Source organism: Pseudomonas sp. R1-18 (assembly GCF_051132095.1).
In the GTDB taxonomy this organism is placed as follows: Bacteria; Pseudomonadota; Gammaproteobacteria; order Pseudomonadales; family Pseudomonadaceae; genus Aquipseudomonas.
This window is the reverse complement of record NZ_CP071658.1, coordinates 3,505,318-3,522,831: the sequence shown is the minus strand read 5'-3', so window position 1 is coordinate 3,522,831 and position 17,514 is coordinate 3,505,318. Positions and strand designations below refer to the sequence as shown.

17 protein-coding genes are annotated in these 17,514 nt (G+C 59.3%); 9 read left to right on the top strand and 8 right to left on the bottom strand.

Annotated elements, in window-relative coordinates; all coding sequences use genetic code 11:
- Positions 1 to 87: 87 nt before the first annotated feature.
- Together J3P77_RS16050 and J3P77_RS16045 are read left to right on the top strand one after the other, a co-directional pair.
- Positions 88 to 1,020 (top strand): lipid A biosynthesis lauroyl acyltransferase, encoded by a 933-nt coding sequence (locus J3P77_RS16050; RefSeq protein ID WP_434677579.1) that lies wholly within the window; start codon positions 88 to 90, stop codon positions 1,018 to 1,020.
- 31 nt (positions 1,021 to 1,051) lie between these two features.
- Positions 1,052 to 2,230 carry a patatin-like phospholipase family protein gene (locus tag J3P77_RS16045; protein ID WP_434677578.1) on the top strand — a complete coding sequence of 393 codons (1,179 nt, stop codon included), beginning with the start codon at positions 1,052 to 1,054 and terminating at the stop codon, positions 2,228 to 2,230.
- 436 nt (positions 2,231 to 2,666) lie between these two features.
- On the opposite strand, the gene J3P77_RS16040 is transcribed toward J3P77_RS16045, so the two are convergent.
- The 3 genes from J3P77_RS16040 to J3P77_RS16030 form a co-directional block, all read right to left on the bottom strand.
- Complete coding sequence (locus J3P77_RS16040; RefSeq protein ID WP_434677577.1) at positions 2,667 to 3,521, bottom strand: pirin family protein; 855 nt, start codon at positions 3,519 to 3,521, stop codon at positions 2,667 to 2,669.
- A gap of 247 nt (positions 3,522 to 3,768) precedes the next feature.
- On the bottom strand, positions 3,769 to 4,575 hold the full coding sequence (locus tag J3P77_RS16035; RefSeq protein ID WP_434677576.1) for an MlaA family lipoprotein: 807 nt from the start codon (positions 4,573 to 4,575) through the stop codon (positions 3,769 to 3,771).
- On the bottom strand, positions 4,568 to 5,866 hold the full coding sequence (locus tag J3P77_RS16030) for a serine/threonine protein kinase (RefSeq protein ID WP_434677575.1): 1,299 nt from the start codon (positions 5,864 to 5,866) through the stop codon (positions 4,568 to 4,570). The genes J3P77_RS16035 and J3P77_RS16030 overlap by 8 nt, the downstream gene beginning before the upstream one ends.
- Positions 5,867 to 7,006: 1,140 nt before the next feature.
- Between J3P77_RS16030 and J3P77_RS16025 the strand changes: the two genes are divergently transcribed.
- The 3 genes from J3P77_RS16025 (at position 7,007) to J3P77_RS16015 (ending at position 10,066) form a co-directional block, all read left to right on the top strand.
- Entirely contained in the window at positions 7,007 to 7,861 is an 855-nt protein-coding gene (locus tag J3P77_RS16025; protein WP_434677574.1) for a glycine betaine ABC transporter substrate-binding protein, read from the top strand.
- 238 nt (positions 7,862 to 8,099) lie between these two features.
- Entirely contained in the window at positions 8,100 to 8,411 is a 312-nt protein-coding gene (locus J3P77_RS16020; RefSeq protein WP_434677573.1) for a DUF485 domain-containing protein, read from the top strand.
- Positions 8,408 to 10,066 carry a cation acetate symporter gene (locus J3P77_RS16015; RefSeq protein WP_434677572.1) on the top strand — a complete coding sequence of 553 codons (1,659 nt, stop codon included), beginning with the start codon at positions 8,408 to 8,410 and terminating at the stop codon, positions 10,064 to 10,066. The genes J3P77_RS16020 and J3P77_RS16015 overlap by 4 nt, the downstream gene beginning before the upstream one ends.
- Before the next feature lie 89 nt (positions 10,067 to 10,155).
- Here J3P77_RS16015 and J3P77_RS16010 read toward each other — a convergent pair whose 3' ends face one another.
- Positions 10,156 to 10,314 carry a DUF3309 family protein gene (locus J3P77_RS16010; protein ID WP_434677571.1) on the bottom strand — a complete coding sequence of 53 codons (159 nt, stop codon included), beginning with the start codon at positions 10,312 to 10,314 and terminating at the stop codon, positions 10,156 to 10,158.
- Positions 10,315 to 10,612: 298 nt separating this feature from the next.
- Here J3P77_RS16010 and J3P77_RS16005 point away from each other — a divergent pair, with 298 nt between their 5' ends.
- From J3P77_RS16005 to csrA, 4 genes are all read left to right on the top strand, one after another.
- Positions 10,613 to 10,993 (top strand): DUF2784 domain-containing protein, encoded by a 381-nt coding sequence (locus J3P77_RS16005; protein WP_434677570.1) that lies wholly within the window; start codon positions 10,613 to 10,615, stop codon positions 10,991 to 10,993.
- Between the two features lie 122 nt (positions 10,994 to 11,115).
- Complete coding sequence (locus J3P77_RS16000; RefSeq protein ID WP_434677569.1) at positions 11,116 to 11,922, top strand: SDR family oxidoreductase; 807 nt, start codon at positions 11,116 to 11,118, stop codon at positions 11,920 to 11,922.
- Between the two features lie 84 nt (positions 11,923 to 12,006).
- Positions 12,007 to 12,339, top strand: a complete 333-nt coding sequence (locus tag J3P77_RS15995; protein ID WP_434677568.1) for a YnfA family protein — start codon at positions 12,007 to 12,009, stop codon at positions 12,337 to 12,339.
- 148 nt (positions 12,340 to 12,487) lie between these two features.
- Positions 12,488 to 12,697: a carbon storage regulator CsrA gene (gene csrA / locus J3P77_RS15990; protein ID WP_434677567.1), complete on the top strand. Its 210-nt coding sequence runs from the start codon at positions 12,488 to 12,490 to the stop codon at positions 12,695 to 12,697.
- A gap of 3 nt (positions 12,698 to 12,700) precedes the next feature.
- On the opposite strand, the gene J3P77_RS15985 is transcribed toward csrA, so the two are convergent.
- From J3P77_RS15985 to ngg, 4 genes are all read right to left on the bottom strand, one after another.
- Positions 12,701 to 12,928 carry a YheU family protein gene (locus J3P77_RS15985; RefSeq protein WP_125830176.1) on the bottom strand — a complete coding sequence of 76 codons (228 nt, stop codon included), beginning with the start codon at positions 12,926 to 12,928 and terminating at the stop codon, positions 12,701 to 12,703.
- A 122-nt stretch (positions 12,929 to 13,050) separates the two neighbouring features.
- On the bottom strand, positions 13,051 to 14,046 hold the full coding sequence (locus J3P77_RS15980) for an IS110 family transposase (RefSeq protein ID WP_434677566.1): 996 nt from the start codon (positions 14,044 to 14,046) through the stop codon (positions 13,051 to 13,053).
- 370 nt (positions 14,047 to 14,416) lie between these two features.
- Positions 14,417 to 15,613 carry an osmoprotectant NAGGN system M42 family peptidase gene (locus J3P77_RS15975; protein WP_434677565.1) on the bottom strand — a complete coding sequence of 399 codons (1,197 nt, stop codon included), beginning with the start codon at positions 15,611 to 15,613 and terminating at the stop codon, positions 14,417 to 14,419.
- A 151-nt stretch (positions 15,614 to 15,764) separates the two neighbouring features.
- Positions 15,765 to 17,513, bottom strand: a complete 1,749-nt coding sequence (ngg, locus tag J3P77_RS15970; protein ID WP_434677564.1) for an N-acetylglutaminylglutamine synthetase — start codon at positions 17,511 to 17,513, stop codon at positions 15,765 to 15,767.
- Position 17,514 lies beyond the last annotated feature (1 nt).

Sequence of the window (17,514 nt, the reverse complement as noted above, 5' to 3'; positions counted from 1 at the left end):
CCGAGACTTATAACGAGAACGCCCGCGACCCGCAAGCCGCGTCGAACCGTTGTAGAATGCGCGGCCCTTGTTCTGACGGAAGCCCAAATGGATCGCCCGCGTTTTCAAGCCCGTTTTCTTCACCCCCGTTTCTGGCTGCTGTGGCTGGGGTTGGGGCTGCTCTGGCTGATCGTCCAGCTACCGTTTCGCGTGCTGCTGGTCCTTGGTGCCGGGCTGGGCCGGGTCATGTACTGGCTGGCCGCTGATCGAAAATATATTGCGTCGCGCAATCTGGAGCTGTGTTTTCCAGAGCTGACCGAGGCGCAGCGCACCCGATTGCTCAAGGAAAACTTCGCGTCGACCGGCATCGCCTTCTTCGAAATGGCCATGAGCTGGTGGTGGTCCCGGCAGCGACTGGCAAAGCTCGCGCGAATCGAGGGGCTGGAGCACCTGCAGGATGCCCAGGCAAAGGGCGAGGGCGTGATCCTGATGGCCATCCACTTCACCACGCTGGAGATCGGCGCGGCGTTGCTCGGCCAGCAACACACGATTGACGGTATGTACCGCGAACACCGCAACCCATTGTTCGACTTCGTCCAGCGCCGTGGTCGCGAGCGGCATAACTTCGACTCGCTGGCTGTGGAGCGCGAGGACGTGCGCGGCATGCTCAAGCTGCTGCGCGCCGGTCGCGCGATCTGGTACGCACCGGACCAGGATTACGGCGCCAAGCAAAGCATCTTCGTGCCGTTGTTTGGCATCCCTGCCGCGACCGTGACCGCTACCAGCAAATTCGCCAGGCTGGGGCGCGCCAGGGTAGTGCCGTTCACCCAGCAGCGGCTGGCTGACGGGAGCGGCTACCGACTGGTCATTCACCCGCCGCTGGAAGATTTTCCGGGCGAAAGCGATGAAGTCGATTGCCTGCGCATCAATCAATGGGTAGAAAGGGCCATCACCGAGTGCCCGGCGCAATACCTCTGGGCGCATCGACGCTTCAAAAGTCGACCGCCGGGCGAGCCCAGGTTGTACAAGAAAGCCGAATGACACGTGGCGGTTCACTGAGGTCGAGTTGTAGATGGCGCATCCTGCAGTAGCGACAAACCCGAGCGTTGGTGTCGAGCCCGTCACCGGGCTGATTCTTTCCGGCGGCGGCGCAAGGGCCGCGTACCAGGTCGGCGTGCTGGCAGGCATTGCCGACCTGCTGGCTCCCGGCTCCCCGAATCCGTTCCCGGTGATCGTCGGCACCTCGGCCGGAGCCATCAATGCCGTCAAGCTCGCCAGCGGGGCGCTGCATTTTCGGATCGCCATCCACCAGCTGACCGAGTTCTGGCAGTCATTCCGCAGTCATCAGGTGCTGCGCAGTGACTGGCCGGGTGTCATTCATCAGGCCGGACGTTTTTTCGGGCGCAGCCTGATCGGTCTGGGGCGTGACGTGCCGGTGGCATTGCTCAACAGCTCGCCGCTGCGGGATCTGCTCACCGAGCGGCTGGACCTCTCCGGAATCGATGCCGCCATCGAGGCCCACCATCTCCGCGCCGTGGCGGTTACTGCTTTCGGTTACGAGTCCGGTCAGGCAGTGACGTTCTACCAGGGGCGGGGCACCATCGAGCCGTGGCTGCGTCACCGACGCATCGGCAGACCGACCGAACTGACCGTCGACCACCTGCTGGCGAGTTCCGCGATCCCGCTGCTGTTCGCGCCGGTGAAGCTGGAAGAGGAATACTTCGGCGATGGCGCGGTCCGCCAATCGGCACCGATCAGCCCGGCGCTGCATCTGGGCGCCAATCGGGTGCTGGTGATCGGCGTCAGCGGCAACCCGCGCGGCCCGCAGCGGCAGGTGCAACGCGCGACGACCGGTGTGCAACCGACGCTTGCGCAAATCAGCGGCCACATGCTCAACAGCACCTTCATCGACAATCTGGAAAGCGATATCGAACTGCTGGAAAGGCTCAATTCAGTCAGCTCGTTGCTGCCGGACCACTCGGCCAGATGCCAGCCGGGCATGGCACCGGTCGAGGTTCTGGTGATCTCGCCCAGCCGGCCGATCGACGAAATCGCCGCCCGCCACCGTCGCGAACTGCCGCCTGCGCTACGCACCTTCCTGCGCGGTCCTGGGGCGACCAAGACCAGCGGCGCCAGCGTGCTGAGCTATCTGTTGTTCGAAGCCGGGTATTGCAGCGAATTGATCGAACTGGGCCGCCACGACGCCAAGGCCCAGGGCGCGGAATTGAAGCGCTTTCTGCAGTTGGGGTGAGGCCGTCACAGCTGACAAATCTACTGCGCCTGCAGCGGCCCATTCGCCAGCAAGCTGGCCACACAAGAACCGCAGCGCTGCACGAACTGTAGGAGCTGGCTTGCCTGCGATCTGCCGGGAACCGGCAGCAAGATGGTTCATGCGGTGTATAGACAGGGTCGCCAGGATTACTGCCGCTACGCGCCAGATCGTCGGATTGCCGCCCAGAGCAAGCGGATCGCCGCCCGGTCACTCCCACGCCCTGCGGGCAGAATCAAAGCGGATTCGCGGGCACCAGGAGTTTCTCCCCAAGGGTGGTTTAGGGCTACCCCCAAACATAGAATCTCCCACGGATCGCGTCAGGCCTTGGCCCCGTGGGAGGGAGCTTGCTCGCGACTGCAACCTGGCAGACCCTGCATTTGTCAGTGAGACTGCAGCAAGCCGCCTTTCCACATCCTCACGCCGTCAAGCGATCATCCCGAAAGTCCCGTAGCGCCTGTTCGATTTCTTCCCGTGTATTCATCACAAACGGGCCGTATTGCACGATGGGCTCGCGCAGGGGTTTGCCTGCAATCAACAGCACGCGGGCACCCGTTGCGCTGTTTATCTGCAACTGGCCCTCATCGCCCAGGCGCGCCAGGCGGCTTGCACTTATCGACTGCGGGCAGCCCTCGATCTCCAGCGTTCCTTCGTATACGTACAGCAGCGCTCGATGTCCCTCGGGCAACTGCGGGCTGATACGGCCGCCTGCCGGGATATGGAAATCGAAATACTGCGGCTCGGTGTCGGGGCGTTGCACGGCGCCCGCCTGGCGGATGTGACCGTCACTGAACTCGCCGGCAATCACCACCACGTCGACGCCCTCAGCCGTCGTCAGGCGCGGGATGTTCTCCGGCTGGATATCCTGATAACTGGCATCGGCAAGCTTGTTCTTGCCTGGCAGGTTGAGCCACAGCTGGAAGCCGCGCATCATGCCTTCTTCCTGCTCTGGCATTTCGCTGTGAATGATGCCGCGTGCCGCGGTCATCCATTGCACGCCGCCGCCCTGCAATAAACCGACGTTACCCATGTGGTCCTCGTGACGCATACGACCTTCGAGCATGTAGGTCACGGTTTCAAAACCACGGTGCGGGTGAGGCGGGAAGCCGGCGATGTAATCATCAGGCTTGTCCGAACCGAACTCGTCGAGCATCAGGAACGGGTCGAACTGTTCGACGCCCGGCCCGCCGAATACGCGGGTCAGGCGCACACCGGCGCCGTCGGACGCGGGTTGACCGGCCTGGATCGATAGGACTTTACGAAACTGAGTCATGGAAAGGAGCACTCCTGGTCAGGTGGCAATGCTGGCCATGATAGGCGCAACCCTTCGAACGATGGGTTTGAATTTCTCGGGTTATTGATCAGATTTCTGGATGTATCCGCCTCATTCTGCTGCCTGCCGGGCGTAGAAGGATCTACAGGATTCGCTGAAATTTCCTACCGCAACTAATTCGCCATTCTGCATATGCACATTTACAAAAAGGCCAGCTTGTCGGCTGGCCTTTTATATTGCGACGAAGTTACTCGGCAATCTGCAAATTACGCGACTCGGTATAAACGTAACGCACTTTCTCGTACTCGAAAGGCGAGTTCAGCTGGCCATAACGGAAGCTGGTCACGTAGCGGCGGTCGATGGCGCGCAGCAGGGTGATTTCCGGATGGTCGTTGCTGACCTCGGCAACGTTGAGGAAGTTGATCTGCTGTTCAGCCGCGAAGTCGAACAGCAGACCACCGGTGTCACGCAGGTTCGAGGGGCCGAACAAGGGCAGGATCAGATAAGGCCCCGACGGCACGCCATAGAAACCCAGCGTCTGGCCGAAGTCTTCGCTCTGGCGTGGCAGGCCCATCATGGTCGCCGGGTCCCAGAGGCCGGCGACGCCGATGGTGGTGTTCAGCAGCAGGCGGCCGGTGGTTTGCAACGAACGCTGGCCCTTGAACTGGAACAGACTGTTGAGCAGGTTCGGTACATCGCCCAGGTTGCTGAAGAAATTGCTCACGCCACTGCGCACGAAACCGGGTGTGATGTAGCGATAGCCGTTTACTACCGGCAGGAACACCCATTCGTCGAAGCGATAGTTGAAGTGGTAGACCCGGCGGTTCCACGACTCCAGCGGGTCGTAGACTTCAAGGGCATTGATGGACGCCCGCTCGAACTCGCGTTGATCAAGGCCTGGGTTGAACTGCAACGCTTTGAGCGGCTGGGTGAAACCGTCCGCGTCAAGCTGGCGGGTGACGGTGGCCGGTTGTTCGGCCCGGTTGTCTGCGTCATCGGCCTGTGCGGTACCTGCGCAGAGCAGGGCAGCGAGGAGTAAAAGACGTTTAGCCACGGAAGAACTCCAGCATGGCGTCGCTGTTGACGCTGTAGTTGATGTTGCCGCAATGGCCGCCGTAAGGGTAAACGGTCAGGCGATCACCGAAAGTCTTGCGCAGGAACCCGAGGTCTCCGGAGCCCAGAATCACGTCGTCGGCGTTATGCATGACCGCGATCTTGCTGCTGTTGTGCAGGTAATCCTTGAGCGCGTACAGGCTGACCTGGTCTACCAGCTGCAAGAGGCTGCCGCCATCGGTACGGGCACGCCAGCTCGGGATGACCTGTTCGGTCAGGTAACAATCGAAGTCACACTGCAGCGCGCGCTTGAGGAAGGGCGACAGGCTGGTGCCCTCGGTGATCGGGAATTTCGGCGGAGTGATCAGACCGCGACGGTTGATCAGGTCAGATGTAAAGGCGATGTCAGCGGACGAGAACCGGAACGAAGTACCAATCAGCATGGCCATCTGTTCGTTGGTCAGATGCTGTTTGGACTGTTGGAAGTCGTACAGCAGAGCGTCATTGAGGTCGATGTAGCCTTTCTGACGGAAGTAACGGGTCAGCTTCGCCAGCACCAGCTCATAGAATGTGGTGGTGTTGTTGATGCCCTTGACGTTCGTCTGCACCAGCTTGTCGAGGTTGCTGATCGAGGTATAGAGGTTCACCGGCGGATTTAGCAGCAGCACTTTCTTGAAGTTGAAGCTGCGACGGGTTTCATCCAGATGGCTGACGAACGCGGCGTTGAGCGCACCGAGGCTGTAGCCGGTCAGGTAGAAGTCGGTGATCGGCAGATCCGTGTGCTGAGCGCGAACGGCCTGCATAACCCGGTACAGATCTTCCGCGTCGTCCTTGGAAATTCCGGGCGTGGCGTAGCGCGATGCGGAGCTCATGAAGTCATAGCTGGTCGGCGACGACAGCTGCACGACGTGATAACCGGCGCCGTAATAAAGCTGCTTGAGAAATTCGTTGAGGGTGCTGTTGTATGGCGCGCCGGTGCCCGCGATCAGGAAGATCAGCGGCGCGGCGTGATCCTGACGTGCCAGGCGATAGTGCAGTTTTTTCACTGCCCAGAAGTTGTCCGGCAATGTGAACTCGCGTTCCGGGCGCAGGTTGAGCGAGTAGACGTCCTGATCGATGTCATCCTGGGCAGGCAGCTTCGGGCGCAGATCTGGAGGCGTGGTGGCGATAGTGGCTTCGAACGGGTTAGTCAGCGGATAGCCATAAGTGGCAGGGTCGACGTTGGTCGCCAGAGCGGACGCACTCAAACAGAGGCCACCTATTACGGTAGCGAAGCGCAGGAAACGGAGCATGACTAAATCCCTTGGGAAAGAAGTGCTGGTGAAGTACGCAGCCTATGACCACCGGTGTAGTGCCAAAGTGCCGCATAAACAGGCAAACCTTTGTAAACAGGGCGAAACGATACACGGTCTGTGGATCGCGGATTGCAAATCTGTGCGTTTTTTTTGTGATGCGAAGGAGAGGTGCGGGGCAGGCAGGTGCGCGAGGGATGTTACCGATGCCCGGAAAGCACAAAGGAGAGCCTGGGCTCTCCTCCAATGTGTTTTCACGTGCTCTTTTTATTCTTATAGGGCGGCCTGTTCTTGTTTTTGGCGGCGCATCCCTTTACTGCGTTCTTGTGCGACCCCCATCCGGGGTCAAGAGCAAACGTATTTTTTTGAGCGCTGAGTCACTTCAATCACTGGTCTGCACAACCTCATGATCCAACCGGTCCGGGCGCTACCTGAAGGTAGTTTTATCGTTCTCTGTCCGGGTGCGGGCTCCTGTACCAGCAGGCCCTGTGAAGCTATCCACTCCAAAAAAATCTGTTAGCCGCGTCTCTGTCCGTTTTGTTCTTGTTATGTCAGAGCCGTCAATATTGTTCTTATTGGTTTACTGCAGGTTTATTGTTTTTGTTGTGCCTGAGAGATAGCAGAACCTGTGCCAACTTATAAAAAACCTTAAATTTCAGTTGCTTATGCTTTGTAGCTGACAGAGCGCGCCGGTCGGGTCAAAGAAATTGTTTCCGTGCTACCCGTTCAAGGGTGACCTCGATGCGCGGCGGTAACACATCCTGTTTCCGCGCCCGCATGCGCCACTTCGGGGCAAGGCGTGTGGCGGACACTGCGACGCGCCCCGAAATCCAGGACAGCTGTCACGGCCCGCATCAGCCACCACCGAGCGAATCGAGCACGCGTCACGCCGTTTTTTTCGGACGCATGTCGTTGATGGCGACGTGCTGTCGTTTCCCACTGCCTCAATGTCGCAGACAGAGCATGTCGCTTTGCGGGCGAGGTCGATGATCGAAGCGGTGATGCGATGCCCGGCACCGCATGCTGCAAAGATCGAGACGTGGAGGGCGCGGGCTGCCCCAAAGTCGGGCGCAGCTGGCAGCCTTTGAAAACAACGTTAACCCGCCGGCCTGGGTCGGCACGACTTGTGGGGAAGTGATGATGAAGATGCGAAAAATTCTGGGGGCGGGGGCTGCTCTGGTGCTGGCCGTCGGTTCCACGCTGGCCGTTGCTCAAACCAAGACCGTGACCATCGGCTACGTCGAGGGATGGTCGGACAGCGTAGCCACCACGTTCGTGGCCTCCGAGGTGCTCAAGCAAAAGCTGGGCTACGAAGTCAAACTGCAATCGGTGGCCGCCGGCATCATGTGGCAGGCGGTCGCCACCGACAAACTGGACATGATCCTGTCGGCCTGGTTGCCGGGGACGCACGGCGAGTACTACACCAAATACAAGGATCAGGTCGTCAACTACGGGCCCAACTTCAAGGACGCCAAGATCGGGTTGATCGTGCCCGAGTACGTCAAGGCCCGGACCATCGAGGATCTCAAGACCGACGAGTCCTTCAAGAAAAAGATCACCGGCATCGATGCAGGCTCGGGCGTCATGCTCAAGACCGATCAGGCGATCAAGGATTACGGGCTCGACGGCTACAAGCTGCAGGCCAGTTCGGGAGCGGGGATGATTGCCGAACTGACGCGGGCGGAAAAGCGTAATGAGTCAATCGCCGTGACTGGCTGGGTGCCGCACTGGATGTTCGCCAAATGGAAGCTGCGCTTTCTGGATGACCCCAAAGGCGTCTACGGCGCGGCGGAAACCGTCGATAACGTGGCGAGCTTGAAGCTTGAGAAGAAGGCGCCGGAAGTAGCGGCGTTCCTGAAAAAATTCCAGTGGCAATCCAAGGATGAAATCGGCGAAGTCATGCTGGCTATTCAGGACGGTGCCAAGCCGGAAGCCGCGGCCAAGGACTGGGTGGCCAAACACCCCGAGCGCGTAGCCGCCTGGACCGCAAAATAAACTGTTGAAAATCCGGCCTGCTACAGGCCGGGGCTGCCGAGGCCGTCCGTCGTATATCGCCGGACGGCCTTTTTTGTCTGCGCTGTTATCGCAGCTACGCACAAGGCGCACACGGGACAAAGCGGATTCCGCTTTCTACGACTAATGTCGTTCTAATACTAAGGTCGTCTGGAGTGCGCGACGGACCCGACTAAAGTGGATTGCGTGACATCTCATCTGTGCTGCGAGGACAAAAACAATGAACGACAGCATTTACCTCTCGATTCAAAACAGCCCGCGTTTCAAGGAGCTGGTATCAAAAAGAGAGCGTTTCGCCTGGATTCTTTCGGCGATTATGCTTGGCCTGTATGCGGCCTTTATCCTTTTGATTGCTTATGGGCCTCATATCCTGGGCGCCAAAATCAGTCCTGAATCGACTATTACCTGGGGAATGCCGATCGGTGTCGGCCTGATCCTGTCCGCCTTCGTGCTCACCGGCATCTATGTTCGCCGCGCAAACGGCGAGTTCGATGACCTGAACAACGCGATCCTCAAGGAGGCACAGCAATGATCCGGCGCCTATCAGCAGCATTCGGCCTGGCCGCATTCGCGCCGTCCCTCTGGGCGGCAGATGCATTGACCGGCGCTGTGCAGAAACAACCGCTGAACACTGCGGCCATCGTCATGTTCGTGGCGTTTGTCGCTTTCACGCTGTACATCACTTACTGGGCATCGAAAAAGAACAAGACAGCATCGGACTACTATTCAGCGGGCGGCAAGATCACCGGCTTCCAGAACGGCTTGGCGATTGCCGGCGACTACATGTCTGCCGCATCCTTCCTGGGTATTTCCGCACTGGTGTACACCTCCGGCTACGACGGTCTGATCTACTCGATCGGCTTTTTGGTGGGCTGGCCGATCATTCTGTTCCTGATCGCCGAGCGCCTGCGTAACCTGGGCAAGTACACTTTCGCCGACGTTGCTTCCTACCGTCTCAAGCAAAAAGAGATCCGTACCCTGTCCGCCTGCGGTTCGCTGGTGGTGGTGGCGTTCTACCTGATCGCGCAGATGGTTGGCGCCGGCAAGCTGATCCAGCTGCTGTTCGGCCTGGACTACACCGTCGCGGTCGTGCTGGTCGGTATCCTGATGTGCCTGTACGTGCTGTTCGGCGGCATGCTCGCTACCACCTGGGTGCAGATCATCAAGGCGGTAATGTTGCTGTCCGGTGCGTCGTTCATGGCGCTGATGGTGATGAAGCACGTCAACTTCGACTTCAACATGCTGTTCTCGGAGGCGGTCAAGGTTCACCCTAAAGGTGAAGCGATCATGAGCCCGGGCGGTCTGGTGAAAGATCCGATCTCGGCGTTCTCCCTCGGCCTGGCTCTGATGTTCGGTACTGCGGGTCTGCCACACATCCTGATGCGCTTCTTCACCGTGAGTGACGCCAAGGAAGCCCGCAAGTCAGTGCTGTACGCGACTGGTTTCATCGGCTACTTCTACATCCTGACTTTCATCATCGGCTTTGGCGCAATTCTGTTGGTCAGCACCAACCCGGCGTTCAAGGATGCAGCAGGCGCACTGTTGGGCGGTAACAACATGGCGGCGGTTCACCTCTCCAATGCCGTGGGCGGCAGCCTGTTCCTGGGCTTCATCTCGGCAGTTGCCTTCGCCACGATCCTGGCGGTGGTTGCGGGTCTGACCCTGGCCGGTGCTTCTGCCGTGTCGCACGACCTGTATGCCAGCGTGATCAAGGCAGGCAAAGCCAACGAGAAGGATGAAATCCGCATCTCCAAGATCACCACCATCGCTCTGGCGGTTGTGGCCATCCTGTTGGGCATCGCCTTCGAAAGCCAGAACATCGCATTCATGGTTGGCCTGGCGTTCTCGGTGGCAGCGAGCTGCAACTTCCCGATCCTGTTGCTCTCGATGTACTGGAAGAACCTGACCACCCGCGGTGCCATGATCGGCGGCTGGATGGGGCTGATCAGTGCGGTAGTGTTGATGGTGCTGGGCCCGACCATCTGGGTGCAGATCCTGCACAACCCTAAACCGATCTTCCCGTACGAGTACCCGGCGCTGTTCTCGATCATCATCGCCTTTGTCGGCATCTGGATCTTCTCCATCACCGACAAGTCGAAAGCTGCAGAAGGCGAGCGCGCCTTGTTCTTCCCGCAGTTCGTCCGGTCGCAGACCGGGTTGGGCGCCAGCGGTGCTGTCTCGCACTAAGCTTGACTGACGCAAATAAAAAAGCAGCCCTTGGGCTGCTTTTTTATTTAACGCTTATCCCGTAGGAGCGCGCTCCTGCACGGCCAAGGTCATATCTTGCCGAGTAGTACCAAGATCAGCAGAATGATCAGGATGGTACCGATGATGCCCGACGGACCATAACCCCAGCTGCGCGAGTGCGGGAAGACCGGCAGACCGCCGATCAGCAGCAGAATCAGGACGATGATGAGAATAGTGCCGATACCCATGATGAGTTCCTTCTTTGAGTTCTATTAGAGGGCAACTGCAAGTAAAGCTTTTCACCGCAAGGGGCAAAGTTTTGCCTGCTTGAAATATCCGACTCTGGCGGCCCGGAAAAGGTTCGAAGTGGAACGAATAATTTTTTTACAATTGAAATAAGTGGTTTAAAATCAATGGCTTGCGGGCAAAAGGCCTTTTGCCGTGCGGTTTTCTTATAGTAAATAGTTGTCTGAAAAGAGCGGAAAAGAGATTGAACTGGCGGGAACTTTAAAAGTCTCCACTCGCGATTATTTAGTAGGTTCGAGCATGATCTATCAAGTGTCCGCGGATGCCGTTGTGCTGTTTCACCTGATGTTCATCCTTTTCGTTCTGTTCGGTGGGCTGCTGGTGCTGCGCAGGCCATGGCTTGCCATCGTGCATCTGCCTGCCATGGCATGGGGCGCGGTGGTGGAGTTCTTTCATCTCTACTGCCCGCTGACGCCGCTGGAAAACAGCTTGCGTGTCCGCGCGGGCCAGGAAGGTTACGAGGGTGGCTTCATCGAGCACTACGTCACGGCGCTGATCTATCCGAGCGGGCTGACACCGCAGATCCAGCTATGGCTGGGCGCAATGGTGCTCGGAATCAATGCCGCGGTGTATGGCGTACTGACGATCAGGTGGCTTCGTCAGCGTCAGCGCCAACGCTGATCGCCCGCGAGCCTGACCGACAAGTTTGCTGCCGTCATTCAGGCCTTTGATGGTGGGGCCTGTATCGGGCGCTGGTGTTTACACTCCAGACACCTAACGGTCACCCACAAGGCATTTCTGCTATGCAAAATCGCATCATGATTACTGGCGCTGGCTCTGGCCTGGGCCGTGAAATTGCCCTGCGCTGGGCGCGGGAAGGCTGGCGGCTGGCGCTGTCGGATGTCAACGATGAAGGTTTGCAGGAAACGCTCGCGCTGGTTCGCCAAGCGGGCGGCGACGGATTCACCCAGCGCTGCGACGTGCGCGACTACAGCCAGCTCACTGCGTTGGCGCAGGCCTGTGAAGAGCGGTTTGGCGGAATTGATGTCATCGTCAACAACGCGGGCGTCGCCTCGGGCGGCTTTTTCAGCGAGTTGTCGCTGGAAGACTGGGACTGGCAGATCGCAATCAATCTGATGGGCGTGGTCAAGGGCTGCAAGGCGTTCCTGCCGATGCTGCAAGCCAGCAAAGGCAAGATCATCAATATTGCGTCGATGGCTGCGCTGATGCAGGGCCCGGCCATGAGCAACTACAACGTTGCCAAGGCCGGCGTGGTGGCGCTTTCGGAAAGCCTGCTCGTGGAGCTGCATGAGCAGGTCAGCGTGCATGTGGTGTGCCCGTCGTTCTTTCGCACCAATCTGCTGGATTCGTTCCGCGGCCCGACCCCCGCGATGAAAGCCGAGGTGGGCAAATTGTTGGAAGGCTCGCCCATTACCGCGAGTGAAATCGCCGATTACATCCATGAGCAGGTGCAAAGCGGTGTGTTCATGATCCTGCCGCACGAGGACGGCCGCGCGGCGTGGGAGCTGAAGCGCAGACACCCGCAGGCGCTCTATGACGAAATGAGCACGTTGTGCGCAAAAATGCGTGCCAAGGCACGGCGCGGCTGAGGCGGCTGAGCAGAAGCGGGCGGCCAACGCCGAGGGTTTCTGCTACGGTGGCGCGCATCTTTCAGCGTCAGATGGAAAGTTGTCGTGCTCAATTACCTGTGGTTCTTTCTCGCCGCCCTGTTTGAAATCTTCGGCTGCTACGCGTTCTGGTTATGGCTGCGCCAAGGCAAAAGTGCATTGTGGGTTATCCCGGCTCTGCTGAGCCTGACGCTGTTCGCTCTGCTGCTGACCCGTGTGGAAGCCGCCTACGCAGGTCGTGCCTATGCGGCTTATGGCGGGATCTACATCGTAGCCTCCATTGCCTGGCTGGGGCTGGTCGAACGAGTAAGGCCACTGGGTTCGGACTGGCTGGGCGTCGCGCTCTGTGTCATCGGCGCGACCGTCATTCTGCTCGGACCGCGTTGGTCCGCCAGCTGAAAACATGGCTTTTGGCGGCGAGTGTAAGACCGTTCCTTCGGTGGCGTCCGATAAGCTTGAAGGACGTTACTGATTTGCTTCTGGCGCATTGAAGCTGTGTCACATGCCATGCAACCTGTCTTCTTTTCGCTAAGAAGAGAGTAGGAAAATGCTGGTACTAACGAGGGATGTCAGCGAAACGTTTTCCATCGGTGACGAGATCACCATCCAGATTCTTGGGGTGAACGGCAATCAGGTCCGCCTGGGGATCGATGCGCCGAAGGACATCAAGATCCATCGCGCCGAAGTGTTCCGGCGCATCGCCAGCAAGCGGTCCGAGCAGGAGCCGCGACGCGCCTCACCCGCTGCGGGCGCGTGAAGATCAGTCGAAATATTCCTTGGGTACGTCGTGCTTGAGCATCAATTGGCACTGCTGGCTTTCGAGGTCGAAAAAGATCACGGCCTGCCCCTTGGTCAGCGCATGGCGTACACGTAACACGCGGGTCTGCAGCGGCGTGTCATCGCCATTATCGGTGCCGTCCCGCGTTACGAAATCCTCGATCAGGCGAGTGAGAGTGTCAGGTTCGAGTTGGTCGTAGGGGATTAGCATGGCGGTTCTCGGTCTGGTAGCCCGGCAATGATAATGCAGATCGTTGCTGCGCGGTGGGAGCCATGGGAGCCAGCGGTCGTTAACCCACCGCTGACTTCAACCTGTAGATACTCTGTTCCCGGTCAAGCTTTCAGCAGGTGCTTTTCGCTGAAAAGCTTGGCCGTGTCGAAATCTTCTCCTATGCGGATGCAAGCCCACAAGCCTGTCAGGTATTTGCGCATAACCGCGCAGATGGCCTGCATTTTCCGCTTCCCACGTGCGATCAACCCTTCGTAAAAAGCCTTCACATTCGAGTCGCAGCGAATCGCTGACATTGCCGGCATAAACATCGCCGAACGCAGGTAGGCATTGCCGGCCTTGCTCAGACGCCCCGGTTTGTCGATGCTCGTTCCGGACTGGTTCAGTCTCACGTCCAACCCCGCATAACGACTCACCTGCGGGGCTTTGAGTGTGACTGGCAGCGTCGCCAGTTCTGCCAGCACTGCAAAGGTCGAAACGTCGCCCATTCCCGGCGCAGCCACCATGTGATCGAACTGGCTCTGCAATATCGGACAACTGGCGATGATTGCTTGCCCGGCTTGCCTGAACCGCTCAATGCGCTTGCCAAACATCGCAATAGCCTCTTCCTCGTCCTCGATCAGCAGCGCTGAAGTGGTTCCAGTCGCCCGCAGGGCGTGCAGCTCATTCTTGGCCCGGGTGCAGTGGCCGTTCAACCGGTTGATGTGGCGTCCAATGGCGCGCAGCTCAAGCTGCGCGGGGCTTGGCGGGATCCACAGGCGAGGCGTCATGCGTTCGCCATACTCGGCTAGCAGTTGGGCATCGATGGCGTCCGTTTTACTGTGCTGAAGCATCAGCCTTGCAAAATTGCGAGAGCTTTTCGGGTTGATCACCGAGACCGGCAACCCAGCCGCGTTCAACTCCAGAGCCAGATCCAGGTAATAAATACCGGTGGCTTCCATAACGACAGACAGCGGTTTTAGCGCTATCAGCTTTTTCACCGCCGCTTTGCGGCCCTTGGGCGTTTGAGCGATATCCCACGGACCGGCTGCGCGGCCCTTGTCACGCCAAACCATCACAGTGCTACGAGAACCGACATCCAATCCGACGTGAACACTCATGCTTTCCACTCCGAAGAAACTGGGTGAAGATGGCTCCTGGTTCCCCTGACCTCGAACTTCATGCCGCTGCAACCTTGTAATGCGAAGTCCGACTTGTCGGCTTCTCGATACTCTTCGTGGTGGGCAATGAGGCGGGGGAGCCTCTCTACAGACAAGGTCAGGAGCAAATCCTGCCTTCAGGAGCAGTCGGCCTCCCCCAGAAACACATCTTTGGGACAACACCGATGAGCTTAGTTGCTCTCATTGGGTGTTTGGCCAACATACAAGGAGCGGACTCGTCCGCGAAAGCGAAACTCGCCGCCACACAGCCGGTGGCTGTTCCGACCCCTTCGCCAGCAAGCTGGCCCCCACAGATTGGCCACACGCGTCGTCAGCTTTCCTCGCGCGGCTGCCCGACCAGGGTGTCCACGGGCGGCACGCGGGTTTCGGGTTCCATCTGCGCCTCGTATTCCAGTTGATGGCTGAACCGCTCAAGCGATGACTGCGCCGGTTTGGCGTCGCTGGCAAATACCGGCGGGCTGAGCATGTAGGCGGCAAGCAGCTTGCTCAGCGCCGCCAGGCTATCGATGTGCGTTCGTTCATAACCATGAGTGGCGTCGCAGCCGAACGCCAGCAACGCCGTGCGGATGTCATTACCGGAGGTCACGGCCGAATGGGCATCGCTGTAGTAATAGCGGAACAGGTCGCGGCGCACCGGCAGCTCGCTTTCCGCGCCCAGGCGCAGCAAGTGACGCGACAGGTGATAATCGTAGGGCCCGCCGGAATCCTGCATCGCGACGCTTACCGCATGCTCGCTGGAATTCTGGCCCGGCGCGACCGGCGCGATGTCGATACCCACGAACTCGCTCACGTCCCAAGGCAGCACACCTGCCGCGCCGGTGCCGGTTTCCTCGGTAATGGTGAACAGCGGATGGCAGTCGATCAACGGTTCGGCACCGCTCTCGACAATCGCCTTGAGCGCCGCCAATAGCGCGGCAACACCCGCCTTGTCGTCCAGATGGCGGGCGCTGATGTGGCCGCTTTCGGTGAATTCCGGCAGGGGATCGAAGGCCACGAAATCGCCGATACCGATGCCCAGCGATTCGCAGTCGGCGCGGGTAGTGCAATAGGCATCCAGACGCAGCTCGATGTGATCCCAACTGATGGGCATTTCATCGACCGCCGTATTGAAGGCGTGTCCGGAAGCCATTAACGGCAGCACGCTGCCGCGGATAACGCCGTTCTCCGTGAATACGCTGACGCGGCTGCCCTCGGCGAAGCGGCTGGACCAGCAGCCGACGGCCGCCAGTGACAGACGTCCGTTATCCTTCACCTCGCGCACTATTGCGCCGATGGTATCCAGGTGGGCGCACACAGCACGGTCAGGGCTGTTCTGCCTGCCTCTGAGCGTCGCGCGAATGGTGCCGCGGCGAGTCAGCTCAAACGGAATACCCAGTTGTTCAAGATGTTCGGCGACGTAGCGCACGATGGTGTCGGTAAAACCGGTCGGGCTGGGAATAGCGAGCATTTCCAACAGAACTTTCTGCAGGTAATTCAAATCCGGTTCGGGGATGTTTGCAGTTGGCATGGAGGCTCCTAATTAGCGGGCGCTGCTACAAGCGCTTAAGCTACAAGCGCTTGAGCTGCAAGCTACAAGCTACAAGCCTTAAGCGAAAACCGAGTTCAGATCGGGCGCGTTTCCGCTTTTAGCTTGCAGCTTGTGGCTTGCAGCTTGCAGCTCAAACGTGCACAGGCAAGCTGTGAGGGAAGAGCAGGTCGACAAATCGCTCGGCAGTGGGTTGCGGTTCATGGTTGGCCAGGCCGACCCGTTCGTTGGCTTCGATGAAAACATACTCCGGCTGGTCAGCGGCAGGCACCATCAGGTCGAGGCCGACTACCGGTATGTCCAGCGCACGCGCGGCACGCACGGCGGCGTCGTGCAGCACCGGATGCAGGATCGCCGTGACGTCCTCCAGGATGCCTCCGGTGTGCAGGTTGGCGGTGCGGCGCACCGCGAGGCGTTCATCCAGCGGCAGGATGGTCGAGTAGTCGTAACCGGCGTCACGTACGGTGCGCTCGGTTTCCTCGTCCAGAGGGATCTTGCTTTCGCCGTCGGTGGCTGCGGCGCGCCGTCGGCTTTGCGCTTCGATCAACTGCCTGATGGTATGACGACCGTCGCCAGTGATCTCAGCCGGTCGACGAATCGCGGCGGCGACTACTTCAAAGCCGATGACCACGATGCGCAGGTCCATTCCTTCATGGAAGCTTTCCAGAATCACCCGAGTATCGAACTGGCGCGCACGTTCGATGGCGCTCTGCACGTCCTCGATGGTGGTCAGGTTGACCGCGACGCCGTGGCCTTGTTCGCCGTCCAGTGGCTTGACCACCACGCGTCCATGTTCTTCGAGGAACGCAAGGTTTTCGTCGGGACTTCCAGCACGCTGCTGTTCCGGCAAATTCAGGCCAGCGGCTTTCAGCGTGTGGTGGGTCAGGCTCTTGTCCTGACACAGGGTCATGCTCACAGCACTGGTCAGATCGCTCAGCGATTCGCGGCAACGGATGCGACGCCCGCCATAGCTGAGCGTGAACATCCCGGCATCGGCGTTATCGACATGCACATCAATACCACGCCGATGCGCTTCCTCGACGATGATCCGCGCGTACGGATTGAATTCCGCCTGCGGACCAGGTCCCAGGAACAAGGTTTCGTTGATGCAGTTCTTGCGCTTGACGGTAAAGGTCGGCAGGTTGCGAAAGCCCAGCTTGGCGTACAGCGATTTGGCCTGGTGGTTGTCATGCAGTACAGAGAGGTCGAGGTAGCTCAGACCGCGGCTCATGAAATGCTCGATCAGATGACGCACCAGCACTTCGCCTACACCTGGGCGCGTGCAGCGCGGATCGACGGCAAGGCACCACAGGCTGCTGCCTTTCTCCGGATCGTTGAAAGCCTTTTGATGGTTCAGACCCATCACGCTGCCGATGATGCTGTTATCGCTCTCGTCCTCGGCCAGCCAGTACACCGGTCCGCCCTGATGACGTGGAGTCAGCAGATTGTGGTTGATCGGCAACATGCCGCGCGCCAGATACAGGTTGTTAATCGCCTGCCAATCGGTTTCGATCTGCGCCCGGCGAATGCGAAAGCCACGGAACACGCGTTGCGCAGGGCGGTAATCGCTGAACCACAGGCGCAACGTGTCGGATGGATCGAGGAACAGCTGCTGCTGCGATTGCGCCAGAACCTGCTGAGGCGCGGCCACGTACAGCGCGATATCGCGTTCGCCGGGCTTTTCGTTGAGTAACTCCTCAGCCAGCCTGGCGGAGTCCGGATACGTATGGCCGATCAGCAGACGACCCCAGCCGCAGTGCACCGCCACCGATTCGTCATCCGGGTGGCGACCGTCTTCGGCGAAACGCGCCTGTAACCGTTCGTAGGAGGGCGACTGCCCGCGCAACAGGCGCTGGCTGTAATTGGTCCCGTTCTGTTTCATC